Raw genomic sequence first — 26,564 nt, 5'->3', positions numbered from 1 at the left:
CCTACCAGTTGCCCAGGCTTACCCTTCTCCCATCCGGCAAGGATGCCGTGGGGAGGTCCGCATGGCCGCCATTTCGTCTCTCGATCCTTACGAGCTTTCCGACCGCTACGATCGCGAACGGGGCCGCGTCTTCCTCACCGGCACGCAGGCCATCGTCCGCATCGCGCTCGACCAGGTGCGGCGCGACCGTGCCGCGGGGCTGAACACGGCGGGCTTCATCTCAGGCTATCGCGGCTCGCCACTCGGCGGGATCGACCTCGAGCTGTGGCGCATCCACGAGCGACTGAAGCGGGACCGCATCGAATTCCTCCCCGCAGTGAACGAAGATCTTGCCGCGACCGCCGTGCTCGGCTCACAACAGGTCGAGACGCAAGCCGACCGCGAGGTCGATGGCGTGTTCGCTCTCTGGTACGGCAAGGGCCCCGGCGTCGATCGCTCCGGCGATGCGCTGAAACACGGCAACGCCTACGGCTCCTCACCGCATGGCGGCGTTCTGGTGGTCGCCGGCGACGACCATGGCTGCGTCTCGTCCTCGATGCCGCACCAGTCCGACGTCGCCTTCATGAGCTGGTTCATGCCGACGCTCCACCCCGCAAGCGTCAGCGAATATCTCGAATTCGGTGAATATGGCTACGCGCTGAGCCGCTTCACCGGCATGTGGGTCGGCTTCAAGGCGATCTCTGAGATCGTGGAATCCGGCGCGTCCGTCGCGCTGCGCCCACCGCGGGCCTTCCACGCGCCAGACTTCACGCCGCCACCCGGCGGCCTGCACTATCGCTGGCCCGATCTGCCCGGCCCGCAGATCGAGGAGCGGCTGGAGGCGAAGAAGCACGCGGTCTACGCCTTCGCAAAGGCTAATCCGATCGATCGTCACATCTACGACATCCCGGACGCCACCTACGGCATCGTCACCACGGGCAAGGCCCATCTCGATCTGATGGAAGCGCTGCGGCTGATGGGTCTCGACGAAGCGGACTGCCGCAGCATCGGCATCGACATCTACAAGGTCGGCATGGTCTGGCCGCTGGCGCTGCATGACGCGATGGCGTTCGTGAGGGGCAAGCGCGAGATCCTTGTCGTCGAGGAGAAGCGCGGCATCATCGAAAGCCAGTTCAAGGAATATTTTTACGATTATCCGGGCGAAAAACCCGAGCGCATGGTCGGTAAGCATGACGAGCAAGGGGCGCGGCTGATCTCCTGGATCGGCGAATTGTCACCGCGTGCGCTCGCTGGGGTGCTCGCACGCCGTCTCGATCCGATGTTCCCAGGCCTCAATCTCGCCGCACGCGCAGCCGGCTTGATGCCTGAGGCCTCGCGCACGATCAACGTCAGCGGTGCGACGCGTACGCCCTATTTCTGCTCGGGCTGCCCGCACAATACATCGACGAAAGTGCCCGAGGGTTCGAAGGCGCTGGCCGGCATCGGCTGTCATTTCATGGCCAGCTGGATGGACCGCGAGACATCGTCCCTGATCCAGATGGGAGGCGAAGGCGTGAATTGGGCCGCCTCGTCACGCTTCACCGGCAACAAGCACGTGTTCCAGAATCTGGGCGAAGGCACCTATTATCATTCGGGTTCGATGGCGATCCGGCAGGCGATCGCCGCCAAGGCCAACATCACCTACAAGATCCTGTTCAACGATGCCGTGGCGATGACCGGCGGCCAACCCGTCGACGGCCCAATCAGCGTCCACGCTATCGCGCACAGCGTCCGCGCCGAGGGCGTTGCGCGCATCGCGCTGGTGTCGGACGATCCGGCGCAATTTCCGCCAGGCGATCTTCCGGTCGGCGTGTCCCTCCATCCGCGCGAGAAGATGGACAGCGTGCAGCGCGAGCTGCGCGATATTCCCGGCGTCTCGGTGCTGATCTATCAGCAGACCTGCGCGACAGAGAAACGGCGTCGCCGCAAGCGTGGACAGATGATCGATCCCAAACGCTTCGCCTATATCAACGATCTCGTCTGCGAAGGCTGCGGCGACTGCTCGGTCGAATCCAACTGCCTCAGCGTCGAGCCCAAGGAGACGCCGTTCGGCCGGAAGCGCCGGATCAACCTCTCATCCTGCAACAAGGACTTTTCCTGTCTCAACGGGTTCTGCCCGAGCTTCGTCACCGTCGAGGGCGCGAGGCGCCGGAAGAAGGGCGCGAGTCGGATCGACGCGGTCGGCCACGCGGCCACGCTTCCCCTGCCCGCGCCCGCAACGCTCGACCGTCCCTATGATCTGCTCGTCACCGGCGTCGGCGGCACCGGCGTGATCACGGTCGGCGCGCTGATCGGCATGGCGGCCCACCTCGAAGGAAACGGTGTCTCGGTGCTGGATTTTACCGGCTTTGCGCAGAAATTCGGGCCGGTGCTGAGCTACATCCGGTTGGCCGCATCCCCCGACGCATTGCACCAGGTCCGTATCGACCAGGGCGCGGCCGATGCGCTGATCGGCTGCGACCTCGTCGTCAGCTCCTCGCCGAAGGCGTCCGGCACCTATCGAAAAGGTACGCGCGCCGCGGTCAACACCGCGGAGATGCCGACCGGCGACGTCGTCCGCTTCCGTGACGCCGATCTCGCCTCACCCGCCCGCCTGCGTGCGATCGGCCAGGTGATCGGCGACGGCAATCTCGACACCATCAACGCCAATGCGCTGGCCGAGCGCCTGCTCGGCGATGCCGTCTATGCCAATATCGTCATGCTGGGCTTTGCCTGGCAGCGCGGGCTGCTGCCGGTCTCGCTGTCGGCGCTGTTGCGCGCGATCGAGCTCAACGGCGTCGGGGTCGAAAGCAACAAGCAGGCTTTCGCCTGGGGCCGGATTGCAGCCGCCGATCCCGACTTCTTGCCGAAGGTGGACGAAGCGCCGAAGGCCGAGACGCTCGACCAGCTGATCGACCGCCGCGCCGACTTCCTCACGGCTTATCAGAACGATGCCTACGCAGCGCGCTATCGAGAGCGCGTTGCAAGTGTTCGCCATGCCGAAGCCAGCCTGAATAGCGAGGCATTGACCCAGGCGGTCGCGCACGCCCTGTTCAAGCTGATGGCCTACAAGGATGAGTACGAGGTGGCGCGCCTGCACATGCAGACCGGCTTCCTCGACGAGTTGAAAGGCGAATTCGAAGGCGACTTCAGCATCCAATATCACCTTGCCCCGCCGTTCCTGCCGTCGAAGCGCGATGCCCGCGGACGTCCGCGCAAGCACGCCTTCGGACAGTGGATCCAGATGCCGCTCGCCATGCTGGCGCGGGTGAAGGGATTGCGCGGGACGCCGTTCGATCCGTTCGGCTACACGGCGGAGCGGCGCGCCGAGCGGGAACTCATCACCTGGTACGATGGCGTCATCAAACGGCTGCTCGGCGGACTCGACGCGGCGCAACTGCCAAGCCTGGTCGCCATTGCAAAAGCGCCGATGGATATCCGGGGCTACGGGCCGGTTAAGGACGCCGCGATCGGGAAGGTGAAGGCCGAGGTCGAACGGCTGTTCGCCGAGCTCAATGCGCCATCACCTGCAAGGATGCGCGCCTACGGTTGACGGAGCGCCGACGAGACTTCAGCCTCTGGAGCCGAGGGGCGCCCTGATGGCGCTCCTGCAACCGGGTGACGCCTCATGGATTTCGACCAGTTGACCCTGACCCAGGCTGTGGCCGACCTCCGCGCCGGAAAAGTCACGAGCACCGCGCTCACGACGGAAGCTCTCGCCCGCGCCAAGGCCAATGCCGATCTGAATGCCTTCGTCACCCTGGACGAGGCCGGCGCTCTGAAGGCTGCGGCCGCATTCGACGCGAACGACAACAAGGACAAGCCGCTCGGCGGTGTTCCCATCGTGATCAAGGACAATATCGAGGTCACGGGGCTCCCCTGCAGCGCAGGAACGCCGGCGCTGAAGCATTACGTTCCGAGGGCCGACGCGCCGGTGGTCGCAAAATTGCGCGCGGCGGGCGCGGTCATCATCGGCAAGACCAGCATGCACGAGCTCGCTTTCGGCATCTCCGGCTACAACACCGCATTCAAGACCGGCGCGGAGTTCGGCGTGCGCAACGCCTATGACCGCACCCTGATCGCGGGCGGCTCCTCCTCAGGAACGGGCGTCGCGATCGGCGCGCGGATCGTCGCGGGCGGGCTCGGCACCGACACTGGCGGATCGGTCAGGGTCCCCGCCGCACTGAATGGATGTGCCTCGCTGCGTCCGACGGTCGGACGCTATCCGCAAGCTGGCATCGCGCCGATCTCGCACACCCGCGACACCGCGGGCCCGATGGCGGCGACCGCGGCGGATGTCGAACTCCTCGACCGCGTCATAGCAGGTGGCGAAGCCGTTCAGGCGGCCGATCTGAAGCAGATGCGAATCGGCATCGTGAGGTCGATGCTGACAAATCTCGACGCTGACACCAACGCCGCTTTCCAGGCAGCAGTGGCGAAGATGAAAGCGCAGGGTGTCACGATGGTCGAGATCGAAATGCCGCAACTGGCCGAGTTCAATGGCCAGGTCAGCTTTCCGGTCGCGCTGTACGAAGCCTATGACGATCTGGTCGCCTATCTGGACCACACCGGCACGGGCCTCAGCATCGAGGCGATGGCAAGGGACATCTCCAGCGCCGACGTCAAGGGCACCTATGATGGCCTGGTGATCCCGCGCAAACTGCCTGCCCCCGATGGCACGCTGGTTGACGCCAAGCCGATCTATGACGCCGCGATCAATAGTGCACGCCCCGCGCTCCAGGTGCTTTACAGCAGGACTTTCGCCGACAACCGGCTCGATGCCATCGCCTTCCCGACCACGCCGCGCGTCGCCATTGCCTCCAATCCGGATTCCAGCAGCCTCGAGAATTTCGGGTTGTTCATCCAGAACACCGATCCCGGCAGCAATGCCGGCATTCCCGGCATCCAGATCCCGATTGCGCTCGGCGCGGTCAGCAAACTTCCGATCGGACTCGAGCTGGATGGCCCTGCAGGCAGCGACCGCCGCCTGCTTGCGCTCGGCATGGCGCTTGAAAAAGTGTTCGGACGGCTGCCGGCGCCACCCCGCTCATGAATAGGGATTGATCAGCTTCTGCTGCTCGGCGCTGTGATGCACGAGCATGTCGATAAAGGTCCTGACCTTCGCCGACAGATGATGCCGGTGCGGATAGACCGCGTTCATCGACATCTCGACGGGACGATATTCGGGCAGAAGGCGAACGAGATGACCGGCTTCGAGATCGCCCTGGACGAGAAAACCGGCCATCAGGCAGACGGCAGCGCCTTCCAGCGCCACCTTTCGCAAGGCCTCACCGCTGTTGGTGATAAAGCTGCCGGAGATGCGCACCGATGCCGGCGTGCCCTTGCGATCGAAGAAGCGCCAATCTTCGCCGAACGGATAATTCAAGTGACGGGCGCAATTGTGCGCGGTGAGCTCATCGAGCTTCTGCACGCGACCGTGCCTTTCGAGGTAGTCGTGCGAGCAGCACAGCACGTGCCGCCAGGTTGCGAGGCTGCGAACGATCAGGCTCGAATCCGGCGGCGCGGTCATGCGCAGAGCAACGTCATAGCCTTCTTCGATGAGGTCGATTTCGGCCTCGCCCATCCGCAGATCGATCTTGAGCTCCGGATAGGTCGACAGGAGCTTCGCCACCACGGGCGCAACGAACGGCACCATGTGCGTGGCGACGTGGATCCGTAGCGTGCCGCGGGGCACCGACTGCAATTCGCTCGCGATATCGTCGGCCTGTTTGATTTCGGCGAGTATCTGGATGCAGCGGTCGTAATAGGCCTTGCCGATGTCGGTGAGGCTGACCTTGCGCGTGGTGCGCTGAAGCAGCCTCACGCCGAGCCGGTCTTCCAGCGCCTGGACGTGATTGCTCACCATGGTGGTCGACATGTTGAGCTTGCGGGCTGCTGCAGAGAAGCCGCCGGTCTCGACCACCCGGCTGAAGACTTCGAGACTGGTCAATCGGTCCATGCCGACTGATTATCCGCTCTTGAGAGATAATCGCAAGGAATTCCGTCCGATTATCCATCAAACCGCTCCTGCGGGCAGCGCGGATGCGTTAGCCGCAATCCCTCGACAGGCGCGGCAATCGCTCTGGGGCAGTCGTACCTCCGGCTCGATAGATCATACGGGCCAAGGCGAGATCCCGGGACTATCCACTGTCAGCGGATAATCCTTTCGGCATTTCGCTGATTATCGATCGGACGAGGAAGACCGATAGTCTGGGTCAGCCGAAGGAGACTGCCATGTCCGAGATGCCCCGCACCAAAAACTTTCAGCAAGCGACTGAAATACCGCAAGCTACCCCGACGGCGCCGGTGCGTGGTCCCGCCCGGAATACGGTCCGGCGGGCGGCGCTGGCGCTCGCGTTCCTTGCGGGCACGGCTGCGGTTGTCCATTACGGACACGACTACTGGGTCAACGGCCGTTATCTCGAGACAACCGACGACGCCTATGTGAAGGCCGACTCCACGATCATCGCGCCAAAGGTCTCGGGCTACATCGCCAAGGTGCTGGTCAGCGACAACGAAAAGGTCAAAGCGGGCCAGCTGCTGGCGAAGATCGACGACCGCGACTTCAAGGCGGCGCTCAATCAGGCCCGCGCCGATGTCGCTGCGGCGGAAGCGGCAGTGCGGAACCTCGACGCCCAGCTCGAACTCCAGCAGCCGATCATCGAGCAGAGCACAGCCGATGTCGCTGCTGCGGACGCGAATCTGAAATTTGCGCAGGAGGAGCGCGCCCGCTACGACGACCTGATGAAGTCGGGCTCCGGCACGATTCAGCGCGCGCAACAGACTGACGCCGCGTTGCGCGCCAGCAACGCGCAACTGCAACATGCCATGTCGGGCCTCGTGGCCGCGCAACGCAAGGTCGACGTGCTCACGACCCAGCGCGCGCAGGCTACTGCCCAGCTCGAACATGCGCGTGCGGTCGCGGAGCAGGCGACGCTCAATCTCTCCTACACCGAGATTACCGCGCCGGTCGACGGAACGGTCGGCGCCCGCTCACTGCGCGTGGGACAGTTCGTGCAGGCCGGCACGCAATTGATGGTGGTGGTGCCGCTCGATGCGGTCTATGTCGTGGCGAATTTCAAGGAGACGCAGCTCACACATGTCCGCGCCGGCCAGCCGGTCGAGCTGCACGTCGACAGTTTCCGCAACCAGACCCTGCGCGGCCATGTCGACAGCCTGTCGCCGGCGAGCGGCCTTGAATTCGCATTGCTGCCGCCCGACAACGCCACCGGCAATTTCACCAAGATCGTGCAACGGGTGCCGGTGAAGATCGTGCTCGACGACCACAGCCTGACCGGCCTGCTGCGCCCCGGCATGTCCGCGGTGCCGACCGTCGACACCAAGCAGACCGTGCTGGCCGAGCGTGAGACGGCGAAGCATCTCGCCGACAACGCGGCCCGTCCGAACGGCGGTTGAAGCCGGAAAGGTCCGGCGGGACTATCAAGTCCTACCGGATGATCCTTCCCAAACTTGGTCGATTATCGAAACGAACTGCCTGATCCATCCTGTCTCCGTAACCGAGACGAGGCTTCCATGAGCACGCTCCAACCGACCGTTAATACCACGGCCGATATCCCCGCTCCCGTCGCGGCCCCCGCAACGCCCGCCGTCTCGACCAAGACCTGGATCGCCGTGATCGGCGCGACGCTCGGCGCCTTCATGGCGGTGCTGAACATCCAGATCGTCAATGCCTCACTCGCCGATATCCAGGGCGCGATCGGCGCCGGCATTGATGACGGCGGCTGGATCTCGACCTCCTATCTGATCGCGGAGATCGTGGTGATCCCGCTGTCCGGCTGGCTGGCGCAGGTGTTCTCGATCCGCATCTATCTCCTCACCAATGCGGTCCTGTTCCTGGTCCTGTCAGCCGCCTGTGCGTTGGCGCAAGACCTGCCGCAGATGATCGTGCTGCGGGCGGTGCAAGGGTTTACCGGCGGCGTGCTGATTCCGATGGCGTTCACACTCATCATCACATTGCTGCCGCGCGCCAAGCAACCCGTGGGCCTTGCGCTGTTCGCGCTGTCGGCGACGTTCGCGCCCGCGATCGGCCCGACCATCGGCGGCTATCTCACCGAGAATTTTGGCTGGCAGTACATCTTCTATGTCAACGTTGTCCCCGGCACGATCATGGTCGGCATGCTCTGGTACGCGCTCGATGCAAAGCCCATGAAGCTGTCGTTGCTGCGCGACGGCGACTGGGCCGGCATCATCACCATGGCGATCGGATTGTCGGCGCTGCAGACCGTGCTCGAGGAAGGCAACAAAGACGACTGGTTCGGCTCGCCCTTCATCGTCAAGCTGTCCGTCATCGCGGCCGTGGCGCTGAGCGCCTTCCTGATCATCGAGCTCACCGTGAAGAAGCCGCTCCTGAACCTGCGTCTGCTGGTCCGCCGCAATTTCGGCTTCGGCATGCTCGCGAATTTCCTGCTGGGAATCGCGCTCTACGGCTCGGTGTTCATCCTGCCGCAATATCTGGCCCGCATCCAGGGCTACAATGCCGAGCAGATCGGCATGGTGCTGGCTTGGACCGGCCTGCCGCAGCTGGTGCTGATCCCGCTGGTCCCGCGGTTGATGCAGAAGCTCGATGCGCGGCTCATCATCGGCGTCGGCTTCGTCCTGTTCGCGGCCTCCAACTTTATGAACATCTACATGACCGGCAACTATGCCGCCGATCAATTGCTCTGGCCCAATGTGGTTCGTGCGATCGGCCAGGCGCTGGTAATGGCGCCGCTGTCTGCGGTGGCGACCTCAGGCATCGAACCGGAGAACGCGGGCTCGGCCTCCGGCCTGTTCAACATGATGCGCAACCTCGGCGGCGCCGTCGGCATCGCGCTGTTGCAGACCCTGCTGACCAAGCGCGAGCAGTATCACTCCAACGTGCTGATGCAGTCAGTCTCGCTGTTCGAGCAGGCGACGCGGACGCGGCTGGAACAGCTCACCCAATACTTCGTCAATCACGGCATTCTCGATCGGGCGGACGCGTTGCATCGCGCCTATGTTGCGATCGGCCATATCGTGCAGAAGCAGGCCTATATCCTCGCCTTCAGCGACACCTTTTATCTGCTCGGCGTGGCCCTGATCGTCGCGCTGATCGCCACCCTCTTCCTGAAGAAGGCCGGCCACGCCTCGGCCGGCGGCGCCCACTGACGTCAACCCAGCCAGCAAGGAGAACGACCATGAAACCCCGCATGAATTTCTACCAGGCCGCACCCGACACGATGAAGGCGCTGATGGCACTGGAAGAGCAGATCCAGTCGACGGGCCTTGAGAAATCGTTGATCGAGCTCGTCAAGATCCGGGCGTCACAGATCAACGGCTGCGCCTTCTGCATCAACATGCACACCGAGGACGCCCGCAAGCGCGGCGAGACCGAGCAGCGCATCTATCTGCTCAACGCCTGGCGCGAATCACCGCTCTACACCGACCGCGAGCGCGCGGCGCTGGCCTGGACGGAATCAGTGACGCTGATCTCCGAGACGCACGCGCCTGATGACGTCTACGAGCAGGTCCGCCCGCAATTCTCCGACTCGGAGACGGTGAACCTGACCATGCTGATCGGCGCCATCAATGCCTGGAACCGAATCGCGATCGCGTTCCGTGCGGTTCATCCGGTGAAGGTGAAGGCATCGGTGGCGTGAGGTGCTGATGTGTGGAGGCCAAACTGCCTCAATACATTCGCCTGTCATGCCCCGGCTTAACCGGGGCATCCAGTACGCCGCGGCTTCTCGAGTCCAGCACTCCCGTCACGGAGTACTGGATCGCCCGGTCAAGCCGGGCGATGACGGCGGTAGGTAGCTTAAACCGCCGTCGCCTTCGCGAACTCCACGTAGATCTCGCGCAGCCGCATGGCGATCGGGCCGGGCTTGCCGTCGCCGACCTTCTTGCCGTCGATCGCAACCACCGGCTGGACGAACAGCGACGCCGAGGTGGCGAAGGCTTCCTTGGCGGCGAGCGCCTCGGCGACCGTGAAGGAACGCTCTTCGACGCGGAGCTGACGCTCTTCCGCCAGCGCCACCACCGCCTTGCGGGTGCAGCCCGGCAGGATCGCGTTGGAGTTCTTGCGGGTCACGATGACGTCGTCCTGGGTCAGGATGAACGCTGAAGACGAACCGCCTTCGGTGACGTAACCGTCTTCCAGCATCCAGGCTTCGCCCGCACCGGCTTCGGCCGCGGCCTGCTTTGCCAGCACTTGCGCCAGCAATGCTACGCTCTTGATGTCACGCCGCTCCCAGCGGATGTCGGGCACGGTGATCACATTGATGCCGGTCTTGGCCGAGGCGGCGTTGATGATGTCCTTCTCCGACGTGAACATCACCAGGCTCGACTTGACGTCGCCCTTGGGGAAGGCGAAGTCGCGGCCCTTGTCGGCGCCGCGGGTGACCTGGAGATAGACGAGGCCGTTCTCGACCTTGTTGCGTGCAATCAGCTCCTGCTGGATCTCGGTGATGCGCTCGACCGTCTCCGGGAGCCTCAGCTTGATCTCGCCGACCGAGCGCTCCAGCCGCGCCAGATGCGAGGCATTGTCGACCAACTTGCCGTCGAGCACGGCCGAGACCTCATAGATGCCGTCGGCGAACAGGAAGCCGCGATCGAGGACCGAAATTTTGGCGTCCGAAAGCGGGACGAATGAGCCGTTGACATAGGCGATCGGATCCAAGGCAGGTCTCCTGGCGGGAATAGGGATTACCCGCTGGTATAAGGGATTTGTCGGTGCCACGAAACCCTCAACCCGTCATTCCCGACCGGCGCCAGGAGGCACGTCGCGGAATGACAGTGGGATCAATGCGACAGAATCTTCGACAAGAACTTCTGCGCGCGGTCGCTGCGGGGCTTGCCGAAGAAATCGTCCTTCGGGGCGTCCTCGACGATCTCGCCGCGGTCCATGAAGATCACGCGGTTGGCGACCTTGCGGGCAAAGCCCATCTCGTGCGTCACGACCATCATGGTCATGCCCTCATGGGCGAGGTCTACCATGACGTCGAGCACCTCGCTCACCATTTCGGGGTCGAGCGCCGAGGTCGGCTCGTCGAACAGCATGACGATGGGATCCATCGCGAGCGCGCGGGCGATCGCCACGCGCTGCTGCTGGCCGCCGGACAGGTTCGCGGGAAATTTTTGCGCCTGTTCCTTCAGGCCGACCCGCTCCAGCAGCTGCATGCCTTTCGCCACCGCCTTGTCGCGCGACCGGTCGAGCACCTTCTGCTGCGCGAGGCAGAGATTATCAATGATCTTCAGATGCGGAAACAGCTCGAAGTGCTGAAAAACCATGCCGACACGCGCGCGCAGCTTGGGCAGATTGGTCCTGGGGTCGTTGACCTTAGTGCCATCGACGCTGATGTCGCCTTTCTGGAATGGCTCCAGCGCGTTGACGCATTTTATCAGCGTCGACTTGCCTGATCCCGACGGACCGCAGACCACGACCACCTCGCCCTTGGCGACGCTGGTGGTGCAGTCGGTCAGCACCTGGAAGGCCGGGCTGTACCATTTGTCGACGTGGCTGATCTCGATCATGGCAAACTCTATCGAATGATGGCGATGCGCGCCTGCAGGCGGCGAACGCCGAAGGACGCGATACAGGAGATGGTGAAGTAGACGATCGCTGCGAATAGATACATTTCGACCAGACGGCCGTCGCGCTGCGCGACCTTGCTAGCCGCACCGAGGAAATCGGTGATCGACAGCACATAGACCAGTGAGGTGTCCTGGAACAGCACGATGGTCTGCGTGATCAGGACCGGCAGCATGTTGCGGAAGGCCTGCGGCAGAACGACGTAGCGCATGGTCTGGGCGTAGGTCAGGCCGAGCGCGTTGGCTGCGGCCGGCTGGCCGCGCGAGATCGACTGGATGCCGGCACGCATGATCTCGGAGAAGTACGCGGCCTCGAACATGATGAAGGTGATGAGCGAGGACGCGAACGCGCCGACACTGATCGGACGCGACGCGCCAGTTACCCATTGCCCGATATAGGGCACCAGGAAGTAGAACCAGAAGATCACCAGCACCAGCGGCAGCGAGCGCATGAAGTCGACATAGACGCCCGCGATGCGGCCCAGCACCTTGTAGCCGGACAGCCGCATCAGCGCGATCGCCGTGCCGAAGACGAGGCCGCCGAGTGCAGCAAGCCCGGTCAGCATCAGCGTGAACGTCATGCCCTCATAGAATAGATAGGGCAGCGTGCGGATGATGACCCCGAAATCAAAATTGCTGAACATGGCGCTACTTCCCCGTGATGTAGCCGGGGATCGCGACCCAGCGCTCGAGGAAGCGCATCGCGGTCACGACGACGGCGTTGACGAGGAGATAGAGGATGGTCGCAGCGGTGAAGGCCTCGAACACCTGGAACGAGAATTCCTGCATCGAGCGCGCCTGGCCGGTCAGTTCGAGCAAACCAATGGTGATGGCCACAGCCGTGTTCTTGATGGTGTTGAGGAACTCGGACGTCAGCGGCGGCAGGATGATGCGAAAAGCCATCGGCAGCAGGATGTAGCGATAAGCCTGCAGGGTCGTCAGGCCGAGTGCGGTCGCCGCCATCTTCTGCCCGCGCGGCAGCGATCCGATGCCGGCCTGCAACTGCACGGCGACGCGCGCCGACATGAAGAACCCGATGCCAATCGCGGCCGTCCAGAACGGCGCGTTCGGCAGTTGTTTCAGCCACAATCCCGCGGACCTTGGCAACACTTCCGGCAGCACGAAAAACCACAGGAAGAGCTGCACCAGCAGCGGCATATTGCGGAAGAATTCAACATAGGCAAAGCCGAACCAGTACGCTCCCTTCGACGGCAGTGTGCGCATCACGCCGACGATCGATCCGGTGATCAGCGCGATGATCCAGGCGAGCGCACCCGTCTTGAGGGTCAGCACCAGGCCCGACAACAGCATGTCGAGATAGGTGCCGGTCCCCATCGGGTTCGGCTGGAAAAAGATTCCCCAGTTCCAGTTGTAGTTCACGTGTCCCCCGCGCGAACGCGCCAGTCATCGATGTCCTGGCGCCTATGCAAATGTCCGGCCATCCTGGAGTCAAGATGGCCGGACACGATCCCGATCGAAAGATCGAGGTTATAGCTTACTTATAATCGTCCGGGTTTGGCGAGTCCGTCGGCTTGGCAAACTCGTTCTTCAGCTCGGCCGAGATCGGCGTGTTGAGATTGAGGCCCTTCGGCGGGATCTTCTGCGTGAACCACTTGTCGTAGATCTTCTGGCCCTCGCCGGAGGTGTAGAGCGCAGCGGTCGCCGCGTCGACGACCTTCTTGAAGGCCGCGTCGTCCTTGCGCAGCATGATGCCGTAGGGCTCAGGCTTGGAGAACGCGTCCTTGGAGATGACGTAGTCATCGGGCGACTTCGAGCCGGCAACGAGGCTCGCGAGCAGGATATCATCCATCACGAAGGCGACCGCACGGTCGGTCTCGACCATCAGGAAGGCCTCGGCGTGGTCCTTGGCCGGAATGATGTTTGCGCCGAGGCTTTTTGCAACATTGGCCTCGGTGAGCTGTTTGATGTTGGTGGTGCCGGCAGTGGAAACCACCGATTTTCCCTTGAGGTCGTCAATCGCCTTCAGGCCACTCGACTTCTTGAAGACGTAGCGGCTGGCGGTCAAATAATGGGTGTTGGTGAAGGCAACCTGCTTCTGGCGCTCGGCATTGTTGGTGGTCGAGCCGCATTCGAGATCGATGGTGCCGTTCGCCATCAGCGGGATCCGGGTCGCCGAGGTCACCGGATTGAGCTTGACCTCGAGCTTGTCGAGCTTGAGCTCCTTCTTCACGGCGTCGACGATCTTGTAGCAGATGTCCATCGCGTAGCCGATGGGCTTCTGGTTGTCGTCGAGATAAGAGAACGGGATCGAGGAGTCGCGGAAGCCGAGCGTAATGGCGCCGGTGTCCTTGATGTTCTTGAGCGTGCCGGTCAGCTCCTCGGCCCCGGCCTGGCCGACGGCGAAGGTCGCGGCGAGCGCGAGGCCGATGCTACGGAAATGTTTCACGTTTTGGTCCCCTTTCAGGATGATGCCGGCGGGATGCAAGCACAAATTGGGTTGGAATAGAATGTGACTTTTGGCTGGATCGCGGCTCCGGTTAACGGCTCAGGCCGGCGGGCGCGTTAGCGGGCTTGTTAGCGGGCTTGGCAATTCCCCGAGATCCCAGAACAGGCCGGCCATCACCGTCAAGGCCTCTTCGGTCAATGGCAGCAGGATGTGCTCATTGGGCGCATGCTGGGAGCAGCCGGGATAGGAGTGCGGCACCCAGATCGTCGGCAGGCCCAATATCTCGGAAAACACGTCATTGGGCAGCGAGCCGCCGAAATTCGGCAGCACCGCCGGCACTTTGCCGGTGGTCTCCTTCACCGAATTCGCCGCCCATGCGATCCAGGGGCTGTCGAAATCGGTGCGCGATGCCGCGAAGCTCTGTGCGGCCCGCACTTCGACCATCGGAAAACCCCTTTCGACCAGATGCGCACGGACGGCTTCGATCAGGCCGTCGACCTTGGTGCCGACCACGAAGCGCAGTTGCAGCACGGCATTGGCGTGGCCGGGAATGGCGTTAGCCGGCTTCTCGATGTTTCCCGACGACATCGCCAGCACTTCGAGCGTGTTCCAGGCATAGAGCCGCTCGGCCGCCGAAAGACCCTCCTCGCCCCAGTTCTCGGCCAACGCCGGCTCGTCCTCGGTCGGCACCACCTGCACGTCCGCAAGATAGCTGCGGATCTGGTTGGTGAGGCGCGGCGGCTTCAGCGCGTCCAGCTGAAGGCGGCCGTGGCCGTCGACCAGCGTCGAGATCGCGTTGACCAGAATGGTCGCTGGGTTGGCGAGCACACCGCCCCAATTGCCGGAGTGATGGCCGCCGTCGCGAAGGTTCACATCGAGATGAATGCGGATGCCGCCACGGCAGCCGAGGAATAGGGTCGGACGGTCGGCGGACAGGCGCGGCCCGTCGGAGGCCACGAACAGATCGGCCTTGAGCGCATCGCGATTGAGATCGCAGACCTTGCCGAGATCCGGCGAGCCGATCTCCTCGCCCATCTCGAGGATGAACTTGGCGTTGAAGCCGAGCTTGCCGCCGCGGGCCTCGCGCACCGCGCGGAGTGCCGCCATGTTGATGCTGTGCTGGCCCTTGTTGTCGGCGGTGCCGCGACCGTAGAGACGCGTGCCCGAAACCGTGGTGCGCCAGGGATCGCGGCCGTCGCGCCACTCGCCTTCCATCCCGTCAACGACGTCGCCATGGCCGTAGATCAGCACGGTCGGCGCCGTCTCACTTTCGCGGCGTTCGGCGAACAGGAACGGCGCCTTGCCGCTGGGAGATTCGATCATCCGGCTTTCGAAATCGAGCGCGGCAAAAGCGGGCACCATCTCCTGTTCCAGATAGGCGCGCAGCTCGACGCTCCGGTTCGGATTCTGGCTCTCGGTCTGGTAGGCGACGCGGCGGTCGAGTTCGGCGAGGAACGCGCCCGATTCAAAATCGTCACGGGCGCGGGCGATGGCATCGGCTCTGGTCATTATTTTCTTTTTTAGGTTGCGAGGCGAAGGAGCATACCCGATACGGGCAGGCCTCCGAAAGTGGCGGGGACTTCGATAGTCTTGGGATTTCGTTCTTGCTCTCTTGAGATTGGCTTGCCAAGCGCGGCAGCGCCGCTGATTTTGGCCTTGCCAACGTCGCGTTATATGCAAGAACTTCGCCAAGTTCGGGCGCAGCTCTATCATTCGAAGAGCGCCCGGTACAGGGCGCCGGGGGACCATCATGGCCAAGCAGATCAGGCTCAATGCATTTGCGATGAATTGCGTCGCGCACCAATCACCGGGCTTGTGGACCCATCCGCGCGACCGCACTGCCGAATATAACCGCCTGCCCTATTGGATCGATCTTGCCAGAACGCTGGAGCGCGGCCGTTTCGACGGACTGTTCCTGGCCGACGTGCTCGGCGTCTATGACGTCTACGGCAACAGTCCTGACGCAGCCTTGCGCAACGCAGCCCAGTCGCCCTCGAACGATCCGCTGCTGCTGCTGTCGGCAATGGCCGCCGTGACGCAGAATCTCGGCTTCGGCGTCACCAGCAATCTCTCCTTCGAGCCGCCCTATCCGTTCGCGCGGCGGATGTCGACGCTCGATCATCTCACCGAGGGGCGTATCGGCTGGAACGTCGTCACCGGCTATCTCGACAGCGCCGCGCGCGGCGCCGGCAAGGACAAGCAGATCGGGCACGACGACCGCTACGAGATCGCGGACGAATATATGGAGGTCGTCTACAAGCTCTGGGAAGGGAGTTGGGAGGACGACGCCGTGCTGCGCGACCGCACGCGCGGCATCTTCACCGATCCCACAAAGGTCCATCGCGTCAACCACGAGGGCGCGAACTACCGCATCAACAACACCATCCACCTGAGCGAACCGTCGCCGCAGCGGACGCCCGTGCTGTATCAGGCCGGCACCTCGCCGCGCGGACGGCAGTTCGCGGCACGGCACGCCGAATGCGTGTTCATGTCGGGGCCGTCAGCCAAGGTGATCGCGCCGCGCGTATCGGCGATCCGTCAGGAGGCCGCCGCGTTCGGCCGCAATCCGGCGGAAATCCTGATGTTCTCGATGATGACGATCATCCTCGGGCGGACGGAAGCCGAAGCGAACGAAAAATATGCCGACTATCGCCGCCACATCAGCCCGGAAGGCGCGCTGGCGCTGATGTCGGGATGGACCGGAATCGACTTCTCCGGCTACGAGCTCGATCAGCAGGTGCGCCATGTTCAGAACGATGCCGGCCGCAGCGCACTCGATAACGTCACCCGCGCCGATCCCGATCGCGTCTGGACCGTGCGCGACGTCATCGAGCATGTCGGCGTCGGCGGCGCAGGTCCCGTCGTGGTCGGCACGCCGGAAATGGTCGCGGACAAGATCGAGGCGTGGTTCGAGGCGACCGATGTCGACGGCCTCAACGTCGCCTTCGCGATCTCACCCGGCGATTTCGAGGACATCGCCGACATGCTGGTGCCGGAGCTGACGCGACGCGGGCGGTACAAGGCGGAGTACGCGCAGGGCACGCTACGCGAGAAGCTGTTCGGCGAGGGGCGGGCGCGGCTAGGTGCGCCGCATCCGGCGGCAGGGTTCAGAGTGGGGAGAAAGGGGTAGCGCCGCTAGGTACGCTGTCATGCCCCGGCTTGACCGGGACATCCAGTACGCCGCAGCGTCTCGACTCAATCACCGCCGGCTCTGGAATACTGGATCAGCCGCCTTCGCGGGTGATCACGACTGATAATGTGGCGGCACCAATGCCGCAGGTGACGCTGCCCTACAGCTTCCCGTCCACCATCACCTCGATCAGTTTCGTCCCCGGCCGGCCAAACGCCGACGCCAGCGTCGCCTTCAACTCTCGGGGATCGCTGACTTTGATTGCCTCACATCCCAGCGCCTTAGCCACGCCCGCGAAATCCACCGGCGGATCGACAAAATCCATGCCGACGTAATTGTCGTCGCCGTGGAAGGCGAGCAGGCGCTGCTTGATGATGCGGTAGCCGCCATTGTTGGCAATGACCACATTGAGCGGCAGCTTGTGATGCGCCGCTGTCCACAGAGACTGGATCGAATACATCGCGCTGCCGTCGCCGGAGAAGCAGACCACCGGGCGATCGGGATTGGCGATGCTGGCGCCGACGGAGGCCGGCAGGCCCCAGCCGATGCCGCCGGAGGCAAGGCCGTGATAGCCGAAGCGATCGCGGTGCGCACGCAAGGCCGTGATCTGGCGGCTCGAGGTGAGGCCTTCGTCCACGAGGATGGCATTAGCGGGCATGGCCTCGACCATTTGCAGCACCAGCCAGTCCGGATCGATGGGGCTGCGGTCCGCGGCCTTGCCGATCTGCTCGACCAGCGCGGTGCGCCGCGCGGTCCAGTTCCTCGGCGCGAGTTCGGTCAGCCGTTGCTTCGCGCGGCTCGCCAGGGCAGCGCCGCCCATCTCCTTCAACACCGGGATCAGCGCGCGCAGCGTTTCCTTCAAATCCGCCTTCAGCGCGATCTCAGCCCCGTAGTTCTTGGCGATCTCCCAATCGCCGAGGCCGATCTGCACGATGCCAAGGCCCTCCGGCAGCGCGTCGACCTCGCTGTAGACCGACATCCGCAAGGGATCGCCGCCGAGCGCGATCAAGAGGTCGAAGGGCGCAAGCGTGTCGCGCGCGACTTTCTGGACACGTGCCAGCGTGCCGACGAAGCTCGGGCTCTCCGAGAGGAAGTGCGAGCCATAGGGCGTCGAGGATTGGTAGGCAGCCGCGCCGAGTAGTTCTGCGAGTTCGGCGGCCTCCATCAGCGCATCGCTCTTGACCACTTCGTCCATGGTGACGATCACGGGACGCTCGGCCCTGAGCAGTCGGGCGGCGAACGCCTTCAGTGCCTCATCCGATGGTCTTGTGCGAGCGTCAATGCGGGTGGAGCGACCGAGATCGATCCCTGCCTCGCTGTTGAGGATATCGCCGGGCAATGAAATGAACACCGGCCCGGTCGGCGGGGTGGTTGCGACTTTTGCGGCGCGGCGCACGATGCGCGGCAGATCCTCGAGCCGCGTCACCTCGACCGCCCATTTCACCAGCGGCTCGGCCATGCGCACCAGCGGCCCATACAGCACCGGCTCCATCAGTCCGTGGCCCTGCTCCTGCTGGCCCGCGGTCAGGATCATCGGCGTGCCCGTGAACTGGGCGTTGTAGAGCGAGCCCATCGCGTTGCCGAGGCCGGGCGCGACATGGACGTTGCAGGCGACCAGCTTTCCGGAGGCGCGGCTATAGCCATCCGCGATCGCCACCACCAGGCTCTCCTGCATCGCCATCACATAGGCGAGGTCAGGGTGATCCTTCAGCGCATGCATGATCGGCAGCTCGGTGGTGCCGGGATTGCCGAACAGATGCGTGATGCCCTCGTCCTTGAGCAACGCGAGAAAGGCGGAGCGGCCGGTGATCTTGTTCTTCATGTTTCCTCCAGAGGCGGACGTTGCCGCAAGGCAAAAAGCATGATGGCCGAAATCGCGGGAGGCGCGCAAGGAAGCGCGGTCATGGCTGCGTTGCGTGGGACAGCGCTACATCTCCTCGCGCCCCAACTCGAACGGATCCTCGCCGCTCGCCCGCTTCTTTTTTTTCGAGCGCTGCCAGACCACACCGGGAAAGCCTTTCAGCGGCACCAGCGGCTCGCCGGTATAGGTCCATTCCTGCAGCTCTTCGATCGCGATGTGATAGAGCGGCTGGCGGCCGGTGCGTTCCCTAAACAGCGCACGGGGGATGTTGACCATATGCGGCCCGCGCGGGCGCTCATATGCGATCGGCGTGCCGCAATGCGCGCAGAAGCTGCGCGCGGTCTTCGTTGCCTTGTCCTCGTAGCGCGTCAGCGCCGTCTTACCTGCGGTGATGCGAAACCGCTTCTTCCAGCTTCCGACATAGGTTGCATAGGCGGCGCCGTGGGCGCGACGGCTGGCGGCGGAGTGATCGTGCCAGGCCCAGCGTGCGGGAACGTCGATCTCGAAGGTAACCCTGCCGCAGAGGCACTGGCCGGTGGCTATACCTGCGGCGGCTGCGGCTTTGGCCATTGTCTCTCCTCTCGTCATTGCGAGCGCAGCGAAGCAATTCAGAGTCTTGCCGCCGAGGCAGTCTGGATTGCTTCGCTGCGCTCGCAATGACGGAGTTCGTGGTGTCAGTCGGGGCAACACAATAACTCTGTAGCCCGGATGAGCGAAGCGACATCCGGGAAGACCAGAGCTTGAGTGAACCCCGGATATCGCTTTGCTCATCCGGGCTACAGCAGTGTCAGACCGGCGTCAGTTCGTCGTACGCGGGATAATCCGTATAACCCTTCTCCTCGCCACCGTAAAACGTCGCACGGTTATACGGCGTGAGAGGGTAATCGTGCTGCAGGCGGAGCGGCAGATCGGGGTTGGAGATGAAGATGCGGCCGAAGGCGATGATGTCAGCATGCCCCTCCGCAATGGCGGCGTTCGCGGTCTCGCCGGTAAATCCGCCGGCGGTCATCAGCACGCCGCTGTAGAGCGGGCGGAACAGCAGCATCGCCGACGGCACGTTCTGCCAGTTGACTTCGGCGCGCCCCGAGCCGCTGGAGCGCGGTTCGATGAAATGCAGATAGGCAAGACCGAGCTTGTCGAGCGCGTTGACCACGTGCGTGTAGAGCGGCATCGGATCGGGCTCGCCGGAATCATTGGCGATGCCGTGGGGCGACAGCCGCACGCCGACGCGGCCCGCGCCCCAGACGTCGATCGCGGCCTCGGTCACTTCGAGCAGAAGCCGCGCGCGGTTCTCGATCGAACCGCCATATTGATCGGTGCGCTGGTTGCTGCGTGATTGCAGGAATTGCTCGAGCAGATAGCCGTTGGCGCCGTGGATCTCGACCCCGTCGAAGCCGGCGGCCAGCGCGTTCTTCGCACCCTGCCTGAAGGCCTCGACGATGCCCTTGACTTCATCCGTGTCCAGCGCGCGCGGCGTCTCATAGTTGGAGATCTTGCCGTCGGCAGTCATCGCCTTCATGCCTTCGGCCTTGATCGGGATCGCGGAGGCCGAGACCGGCAGCTCCCCGCCGTGGAAGGAGGAATGCGAGACGCGGCCGACGTGCCAGAGCTGGAGAAAGATGATGCCGCCCTTGGCGTGCACGGCGTCGACCACCTTGCGCCAGCCCGCGATCTGCGTCTCCGAATAGATGCCGGGCGTCGCTGGATTACCGCGGCCGTGCGAGAGCACGGGCGAGGCCTCGGCGATGAGCAGGCCGCCTTGGGTGGCGCGCTGGCCGTAATATTCGGCGTTGAGCGGCCGCGGCGAAAAGCTCTCGCGCTCGGCCCTCATGCGCGTCAACGGCGCCATCGCGACGCGATGCGCGAGCGTGTACGGACCGACCTGCAACGGTTGAAACAACGCCTCGAATTTCATGCTGGCCTCGAATGGCGAAGGAAGGATGCGCATCATATAGCGAGGGGCGGCTACCGAGAGAAGGCGCCGCCCCTGCAAAAGCAGATATTCCCTCCCGCGGAACGCGGGAAAGACCAGTGTTACGCCGTCTTGATCCACACCGCCTTCACGTTGAGATATTCCTCGACGTGCTGCTTGCCGGATTCGCGGCCGTAGCCGCTCATCTTGTAGCCGCCGAAGGGCACGGCCGGGTCCATCGCCTGGTAGCAGTTCACCCACACCGAACCGGCACGGAGCCTCTTCGCGACCGCATGCGCCTTGCTGACGTCCCGCGTCCACAGGCCCGAGCCGAGACCGAACGTGGTGGCGTTGGCGCGCTTGACCAGCTCGTCCATGTCCTTGAACGCGATCGCCGAAATGACGGGACCAAAGATCTCCTCCTGCGCGATGCGCATATTGTCCTGGACGCCCGCGAACACTGTCGGCGAGACGAAGAAGCCTTTTGCAAGCGCGCCTTCGGTGACGCGGCCACCGCCGGCAAGCGCCCGCGCGCCTTCCTTTTGGCCGATGTCGAGATAGCTGGTGACGCGCTCGAGCTGTTGCTCGGACACCAGCGGTCCGATCTGGGTGTTGGGATCGAGGCCGTTGCCGACCTGCAGTTTCTTGCCGAACTCGGCCACGCGGCCGACGAACTCCTCATAGATCGACTGCTCGACGAAAAGCCGGGTGCCGGCGCTGCAGATCTGTCCCGAATTGGCGAACACCGCCATCGCAGCGCCCGGCACGGCCGCATCGAGATCGGCATCCGCGAACACGATGTCCGGCGACTTGCCGCCGAGCTCGAGCGAGACGCGCTTGAGGTTGCCGGCCGAGGCGCGGATGATCGACTGGCCCGTGACATGCGAGCCGGTGAAGGCAACCTTGTCGACGTCGTGGTGTGCGGCAAGCGCCGCGCCCGCAGTCTCGCCATAGCCAGGCACGACGTTGATGACGCCGGGCGGAACGCCCGCTTCCATCGCCAGCTCGGCGATGCGCAGCGAGGTCAGCGGCGCTTCTTCGGCCGGTTTGAGCACGACGGTGCAGCCGGTCGCGATCGCCGGACCGATCTTCCAGATCGTCGCAGTCAGCGGACCATTCCAGGGAATGATGGCGCCGACGACGCCGATCGGCTCCTTCAGCGTGTAGGAGAAGATTTCGCCGGGCAGCGAGTTCTCGATGGTCTCGCCATGGATCGCGGTGGTCTGGCCGGCATAATAGCGCAGCATGCCGACGGCGCGCAGGCGATAGGCACGGGTACGGCTGAGCGGCGCGCCCATGTCGAGCGTGTCGAGCTGCGACAATTCGTCGAAATTCTTCTCGACGAGGTCGGCAAGCTTCAGGAGCAGATTCTGCCGCTCGAACGGCTTGACCTTGCTCCAGGGCCCTTCGAAGGCGCGGCGAGCGGCAGCAACTGCGCGATCGATATCTTCCTTGTCGCCCTCGGCCACTGTTGCGAGCAGTTCGCCGGTCGCGGGGTTGTGGGTCTCGAAGCGCTTGCCTGAGGCAGCATCGACCCACTTCCCGTCGATCAGCATCTGCTTGTAGGATCCGTTGGCGAATGGATGGCGCGTGATCGGAATAGCCTGCGACACAGCCATGGCTGAACTCCCTGTCAATGATTGATTGGTTCGATCTGGGTGGGATCGTTGATCGATAGAATACTGCGATGCCGGACAGGCGTAAAGTAGAGGCGTAGAGTCGGCGCGGAACGAACACCTCCCATGCCGACTTGTGCGGGGTCGCGCGAGTGCCATGTTATAGCACGACCGAGCCCCTCCCCGGAGACCGATCCATGCCACATCCCGCGATCATCAAAGACAATGTTGCCGTGATCACCGGTGGCGCGTCCGGCATCGGATTCGCCGCCGCCGCAGCCTTCGCGCGAAACGGCGTGAAGGTGTGTATCGCCGATGTGGATCAGGCGCGGCTGGCGGACGCCGCGACAAGACTCTCATCCCTCACGTCCGCCGCACATGTGATGACCTTCGCGATTGACGTCAGCAAGGCCGAGAGCGTGATGGAACTGGAGCGCGCCGTCCACGAGCGCTTCGGCGGCACCGACATCCTCATGAACAATGCGGGCATCCAGCCCGGCAGCACGCTGTTCGGCGAACCCAACAACTGGCAGCGCATCATCGGCGTCAACATGTGGGGCATCATCAACGGCTCGCGCACCTTCGCGCCCAACATGATCGCGCGCGGCAGCGCGGGGCTCATCATCAACACCGGGTCGAAGCAGGGCATCACCACCCCGCCCGGCGATCCCGCCTACAACGTCTCCAAGGCAGGCGTGAAAGCTTTTACGGAAGCGCTCCAGCACGAGCTGCGCAACACTGCGGGTTGCCGCATCACCGCGCATCTGCTGATTCCCGGCTTCGTCTTTACGGGCCTTACCGCGAAGGGCCGCACAGAGAAGCCGGCCGGCGCCTGGACGGCCGAGCAGACCGTGAATTTCATGTTGGCGCGGCTGGAGGCCGGGGATTTCTACATTCTGTGCCCGGACAACGATGTCCCGCGCGCGCTCGATGAAAAGCGCATGCTGTGGGCCGCCGGCGACATCGTGGAGAACCGCCCGCCGCTGTCACGCTGGCACCCGGACCATGCGGATGCATTCGCGAAGTTCGTGAAGGGGGATTAGGCGTTTTTCCTTCTCCCCTTGTGGGAGAAGGTGGCGCGAAGCGCCGGATGAGGGGTTGCATCCGCAAATTCAGGAGCAGTGTCTCTCGCAGAGAGAAACCCCTCGCCCGTCTCGCCGCTATGCGGCGAGCCACCCTCTCCCACAGGGGGAGAGGGCGAAGAAACCTACAGCGTCTCTTGCTGATGCCCGCAATTCTTGCAGGCGAACTTGATGCGGGTCTGGCCCTTTGGCGCCTGCACACGGTTCGGGGCGCCGCATTTACCACAGACGGCCTCGATGCGAGTATCGCCCTGCTTGACGACGACGGTTTTCTTTTCCATCGATTCGCGGATCAGGCGCTCGGCCTCCTCACGCAGTGATTGTTTCGACAAAGCTCGTCTCCGCCATAAATGCGGGCGAGGCTTATCCCACCTGCGGCGAAATCACAATCCGAAACGGCTGCTCAGACCTCGACAATCACGTAGCTGTCCTCGACATGCACCGGAAAGGTCTCGGCAACATACGGGCCTTTCTGGAGTTCCTCGCCTCGCTCCACCGCGACCGGATATGACTTAATCTTGACGCGCTTCGGGTCGAACCAGGATTGGCCGTTGCGCATGTCGAACTCCCAGCCATGCCAGGGACAGCGCAGCATCTCGCCGACGCGCGAGCGCTGATAGATGCCGGGCTCGGGCGAGGTCAGTCGCGCGACACAGGCCGCTTTCTCCAGCGGCGCGCCTTCGTGCGGGCAGCGGTTCAGCAAAGCGAAGAACTCGCCATTGACGTGGAACACGACAATGTCGCGGCCGGCGACATCGACGACCTTGTTGCCACCGGGTGGGATCTCCGAGGTGGACGCGACGATGTGACGGGCCATCCGTGCAGACCTTCTCAGAACTTGTAGACCGCGCGGGCATTGGTGCTGAAGATCTTCCTTCGCTCGGCCTCCGTCAGTGGCGTCTTGAACGCAAAGCGCGGATCGTCGAAATCCCAGTGCGGATAGTCCGACGAGAACAGGAGACGGTCGATGCCGACCCATTCGATCAACGAGCGCAGGTGCCGGGCTTCGTCAGGTTCGTCGATCGGTTGCGTCGTGAACCAGAAATGCTCGCGGACATATTCCGACGGCTTGCGCTTGAGATGCGGCACCTCGCTGCGAAACCGCTCAAAATGCTGGTCCATTCGCCACACCGCGGACGGGATCCAGCCGAAGCCGCCCTCGATAAAGACAAACTTCAATTTCGGAAAACGCTCCGGCACACCCTCGATCACGAGGCTGGCAAGCTGCGCCGCAATGGTGTGCGCGTTGGACTGGTGCTCCTCGACATAATAGGACGGCCAGCCGCCACCGGTCGGCGCATGCCCGCCATAGCCGCCGACATGGATGCCGAGCGGCAGGTCCAGTTCTTGGGCACGCTCGTAGATCGGCGAGTAGCGGCGGCGGCCCAACGGCTCGTTGGCGCGCGGCGAGACGTTGATCTGGACGTATTCGCCGATTTTCGCGCAGCGTTCGATCTCGGCAATGGCGAGATCGACGCCGTCCTGCCCGACCAGGATCGAAGCCTTCAGGCGCGGGTCGCGATGCGACCAGAACGCCAGTTGCCAGTCGTTGATGGCACGCTGGATCGCGGCGCCGAATTCGAGGTTCTGCTGCGAGAAGATGAAGAGATCGAGCACCTGCAAAATCCCGAACTCGACATCGAGCGGATCGAGATGCTGCTTCTGCATGAAGGCGAGATCCGAACCGGGCGGCCCGCCGGTCGGCGGCCAGGCATCGCGCCGCGCGATCAGCGGCGAAGAGCGCGGATAGGGCGTGGTGAACAGATAGGGCGTGCGCAAATGGCTGCCATATTCCTTCAGATGCTGCTGCCAGCGCTTTGGCAGAAACTCGTTGAGATCGTCGAACGAATGCAGGCTCGGATGAACGTCGCAATCGACGATGCGCAGCCGCGAAGCGGCAGGCTTTTCGTCTTCTCGTAGTGGGCGGTCGATGACGTCACTCATGCGAAACTCCGGTCTAGTTGGCGAGCGACAGCCGCGGAAACGTCTCCAGCGGGTTGTCGACGCACATCTTCGAGATGATGCTGTTCGGCAGGTCCGGCGGGATCGGATCGTCGCCGTCGAACTGCCAGTGCGGATAGTCGGACGCGAACAGGAACATCTTGTCCGAGCCGATCTGGTCGATGATCTCCTCGACGCTTTTGGCGTCGCCCGGCGCGTCGAACGGCTGCATTGTGACACGAAAACTGTCGCGGATGATCGCTGCCGGCTCGCGCTCGACCCAGGGCACCTCGACGCGCACGCCGCGCCAGGTCTTGTTGGCGCGCCACATGAAAGCCGGGAGCCAGCTCACGCCGGATTCCATCAGCACGACCTTGAGGTCCGGAAACTTGCCGAACACGTCCTCATAGATCAGGCTCAGGATCTGCGCCTGAAATGCCTGCGCCTCGACGAAGTAATATTCGTAGCGGTGCGACGGCCATCCGGCCGAGCTCGGCGCCTGCCGATATTGCGTGCCGGCGTGGATCGCGAGCGGCAGCTTGTACTTTTCCGCGAGCCGATAGACCGGCCAGAAATGCCGGCGTCCCAGCAGCGTCTCGCCCTGCGCCAGCACGAGGATCGACACGAAGCGGTGATCGCCGGCGCGGCGCTCGATCTCCTCGACCGCCAGATCCGGATCCTGCATCGGCACCACGATCGAGGCACGCAAGCGCGCATCGCGCGACAGCCACTCAGTCGCGATCCAGTCGTTGATCGCCCTGCAGAAGTCGGCCGCCATGTAGGGATCGAACACGGCCTGAGCGCCGTAGAGCACGTTGAGAATCGCGTGGCTGGCACCCAACTGCTCGAATGCGCCCTTCTGTACCATCGCAAGATCGGAACCAGGCTTTGCGCCGTTCGCCGGACGCCAGTCGGCGCGGCCCGCCAGCGGCATGCTGGGCGGATAGGAGGTGAGATCGAGCCCGTCGATGGCGCGGCTCACGACCTGCTCTTTCCAGTGATCGCTGAGATACGGCAGCAGCGTCGTGCGCGTGCCACCAACCGCCGGGTGGATGTCGCAGTCGATCCGCGTCACCGCCATGAAGTTCC

22 protein-coding genes are annotated in these 26,564 nt (G+C 63.7%); 7 read left to right on the top strand and 15 right to left on the bottom strand.

Annotation, left to right across the window (positions count from 1 at the left end):
* The first annotated feature begins 61 nt into the window (after positions 1 to 61).
* A complete protein-coding gene (locus IVA93_RS04550) occupies positions 62 to 3,511 on the top strand; it encodes an indolepyruvate ferredoxin oxidoreductase family protein (protein WP_018453390.1) in 3,450 nt (1,149 codons plus the stop codon).
* 75 nt (positions 3,512 to 3,586) lie between these two features.
* On the top strand, positions 3,587 to 5,011 hold the full coding sequence (iaaH, locus tag IVA93_RS04545; RefSeq protein WP_018453389.1) for an indoleacetamide hydrolase: 1,425 nt from the start codon (positions 3,587 to 3,589) through the stop codon (positions 5,009 to 5,011).
* Here iaaH and IVA93_RS04540 read toward each other — a convergent pair.
* Positions 5,006 to 5,917 carry a LysR family transcriptional regulator gene (locus tag IVA93_RS04540; protein ID WP_018453388.1) on the bottom strand — a complete coding sequence of 304 codons (912 nt, stop codon included), beginning with the start codon at positions 5,915 to 5,917 and terminating at the stop codon, positions 5,006 to 5,008. The two genes, iaaH and IVA93_RS04540, sit on opposite strands and share 6 nt — an antisense overlap.
* A 275-nt stretch (positions 5,918 to 6,192) precedes the next feature.
* On the opposite strand from IVA93_RS04540, the gene IVA93_RS04535 reads away from it, so the two are divergent.
* The 3 genes from IVA93_RS04535 (at position 6,193) to IVA93_RS04525 (ending at position 9,596) form a co-directional block, all read left to right on the top strand.
* Positions 6,193 to 7,374 (top strand): HlyD family secretion protein, encoded by a 1,182-nt coding sequence (locus IVA93_RS04535; protein WP_247541488.1) that lies wholly within the window; start codon positions 6,193 to 6,195, stop codon positions 7,372 to 7,374.
* 117 nt (positions 7,375 to 7,491) lie between these two features.
* Positions 7,492 to 9,105, top strand: a complete 1,614-nt coding sequence (locus IVA93_RS04530; RefSeq protein WP_018453386.1) for an MDR family MFS transporter — start codon at positions 7,492 to 7,494, stop codon at positions 9,103 to 9,105.
* A gap of 29 nt (positions 9,106 to 9,134) precedes the next feature.
* The gene (locus tag IVA93_RS04525) at positions 9,135 to 9,596 is read left to right on the top strand and encodes a carboxymuconolactone decarboxylase family protein (protein WP_247541490.1); all 462 of its coding nucleotides are present in this window, start codon (positions 9,135 to 9,137) and stop codon (positions 9,594 to 9,596) included.
* A 158-nt stretch (positions 9,597 to 9,754) separates the two neighbouring features.
* On the opposite strand, the gene IVA93_RS04520 is transcribed toward IVA93_RS04525, so the two are convergent.
* From IVA93_RS04520 to IVA93_RS04495, 6 genes are all read right to left on the bottom strand, one after another.
* Positions 9,755 to 10,615, bottom strand: coding sequence for a D-amino-acid transaminase (locus IVA93_RS04520; protein WP_018453384.1), 861 nt, complete (start codon positions 10,613 to 10,615; stop codon positions 9,755 to 9,757).
* A gap of 122 nt (positions 10,616 to 10,737) precedes the next feature.
* Positions 10,738 to 11,469, bottom strand: coding sequence for an amino acid ABC transporter ATP-binding protein (locus IVA93_RS04515; protein ID WP_018453383.1), 732 nt, complete (start codon positions 11,467 to 11,469; stop codon positions 10,738 to 10,740).
* A gap of 8 nt (positions 11,470 to 11,477) precedes the next feature.
* A complete protein-coding gene (locus IVA93_RS04510) occupies positions 11,478 to 12,170 on the bottom strand; it encodes an amino acid ABC transporter permease (protein ID WP_018453382.1) in 693 nt (230 codons plus the stop codon).
* A gap of 4 nt (positions 12,171 to 12,174) precedes the next feature.
* Positions 12,175 to 12,906 (bottom strand): amino acid ABC transporter permease, encoded by a 732-nt coding sequence (locus IVA93_RS04505; protein ID WP_026232522.1) that lies wholly within the window; start codon positions 12,904 to 12,906, stop codon positions 12,175 to 12,177.
* 115 nt (positions 12,907 to 13,021) lie between these two features.
* On the bottom strand, positions 13,022 to 13,933 hold the full coding sequence (locus IVA93_RS04500; protein WP_026232521.1) for an amino acid ABC transporter substrate-binding protein: 912 nt from the start codon (positions 13,931 to 13,933) through the stop codon (positions 13,022 to 13,024).
* A gap of 99 nt (positions 13,934 to 14,032) precedes the next feature.
* Positions 14,033 to 15,442, bottom strand: a complete 1,410-nt coding sequence (locus IVA93_RS04495) for a M20 family metallopeptidase (protein ID WP_018453379.1) — start codon at positions 15,440 to 15,442, stop codon at positions 14,033 to 14,035.
* Positions 15,443 to 15,683: 241 nt separating this feature from the next.
* On the opposite strand from IVA93_RS04495, the gene IVA93_RS04490 reads away from it, so the two are divergent.
* Positions 15,684 to 17,063: an LLM class flavin-dependent oxidoreductase gene (locus IVA93_RS04490; RefSeq protein WP_018453378.1), complete on the top strand. Its 1,380-nt coding sequence runs from the start codon at positions 15,684 to 15,686 to the stop codon at positions 17,061 to 17,063.
* Between the two features lie 160 nt (positions 17,064 to 17,223).
* Here IVA93_RS04490 and IVA93_RS04485 read toward each other — a convergent pair whose 3' ends face one another.
* From IVA93_RS04485 to IVA93_RS04470, 4 genes are all read right to left on the bottom strand, one after another.
* Complete coding sequence (locus tag IVA93_RS04485; RefSeq protein ID WP_018453377.1) at positions 17,224 to 18,885, bottom strand: thiamine pyrophosphate-binding protein; 1,662 nt, start codon at positions 18,883 to 18,885, stop codon at positions 17,224 to 17,226.
* Positions 18,886 to 18,990: 105 nt separating this feature from the next.
* Positions 18,991 to 19,494, bottom strand: a complete 504-nt coding sequence (locus tag IVA93_RS04480) for a GFA family protein (RefSeq protein WP_018453376.1) — start codon at positions 19,492 to 19,494, stop codon at positions 18,991 to 18,993.
* 217 nt (positions 19,495 to 19,711) lie between these two features.
* Positions 19,712 to 20,839, bottom strand: coding sequence for an alkene reductase (locus IVA93_RS04475; RefSeq protein ID WP_026232520.1), 1,128 nt, complete (start codon positions 20,837 to 20,839; stop codon positions 19,712 to 19,714).
* 119 nt (positions 20,840 to 20,958) lie between these two features.
* Positions 20,959 to 22,455, bottom strand: coding sequence for an aldehyde dehydrogenase family protein (locus tag IVA93_RS04470; protein WP_247299325.1), 1,497 nt, complete (start codon positions 22,453 to 22,455; stop codon positions 20,959 to 20,961).
* A 194-nt stretch (positions 22,456 to 22,649) separates the two neighbouring features.
* Here IVA93_RS04470 and IVA93_RS04465 point away from each other — a divergent pair, with 194 nt between their 5' ends.
* Positions 22,650 to 23,495, top strand: a complete 846-nt coding sequence (locus IVA93_RS04465; RefSeq protein WP_018453373.1) for an SDR family NAD(P)-dependent oxidoreductase — start codon at positions 22,650 to 22,652, stop codon at positions 23,493 to 23,495.
* Between the two features lie 164 nt (positions 23,496 to 23,659).
* On the opposite strand, the gene IVA93_RS04460 is transcribed toward IVA93_RS04465, so the two are convergent.
* The 4 genes from IVA93_RS04460 to IVA93_RS04445 form a co-directional block, all read right to left on the bottom strand.
* On the bottom strand, positions 23,660 to 23,866 hold the full coding sequence (locus IVA93_RS04460) for a hypothetical protein (RefSeq protein WP_007615092.1): 207 nt from the start codon (positions 23,864 to 23,866) through the stop codon (positions 23,660 to 23,662).
* 71 nt (positions 23,867 to 23,937) lie between these two features.
* A complete protein-coding gene (locus IVA93_RS04455; RefSeq protein WP_018453372.1) occupies positions 23,938 to 24,351 on the bottom strand; it encodes a Rieske (2Fe-2S) protein in 414 nt (137 codons plus the stop codon).
* A gap of 14 nt (positions 24,352 to 24,365) precedes the next feature.
* Complete coding sequence (locus IVA93_RS04450) at positions 24,366 to 25,478, bottom strand: amidohydrolase family protein (RefSeq protein ID WP_018453371.1); 1,113 nt, start codon at positions 25,476 to 25,478, stop codon at positions 24,366 to 24,368.
* Positions 25,479 to 25,491: 13 nt separating this feature from the next.
* Positions 25,492 to 26,556, bottom strand: coding sequence for an amidohydrolase family protein (locus tag IVA93_RS04445; protein ID WP_247789705.1), 1,065 nt, complete (start codon positions 26,554 to 26,556; stop codon positions 25,492 to 25,494).
* Positions 26,557 to 26,564: the final 8 nt, after the last annotated feature.

It is taken from the genome of Bradyrhizobium sp. 155, from assembly GCF_023101105.1.
GTDB lineage: Bacteria > Pseudomonadota > Alphaproteobacteria > Rhizobiales > Xanthobacteraceae > Bradyrhizobium > Bradyrhizobium canariense_D.
Note: the sequence above shows the minus strand (reverse complement) of the source record. Positions and strands in the feature narration are given on the sequence as shown.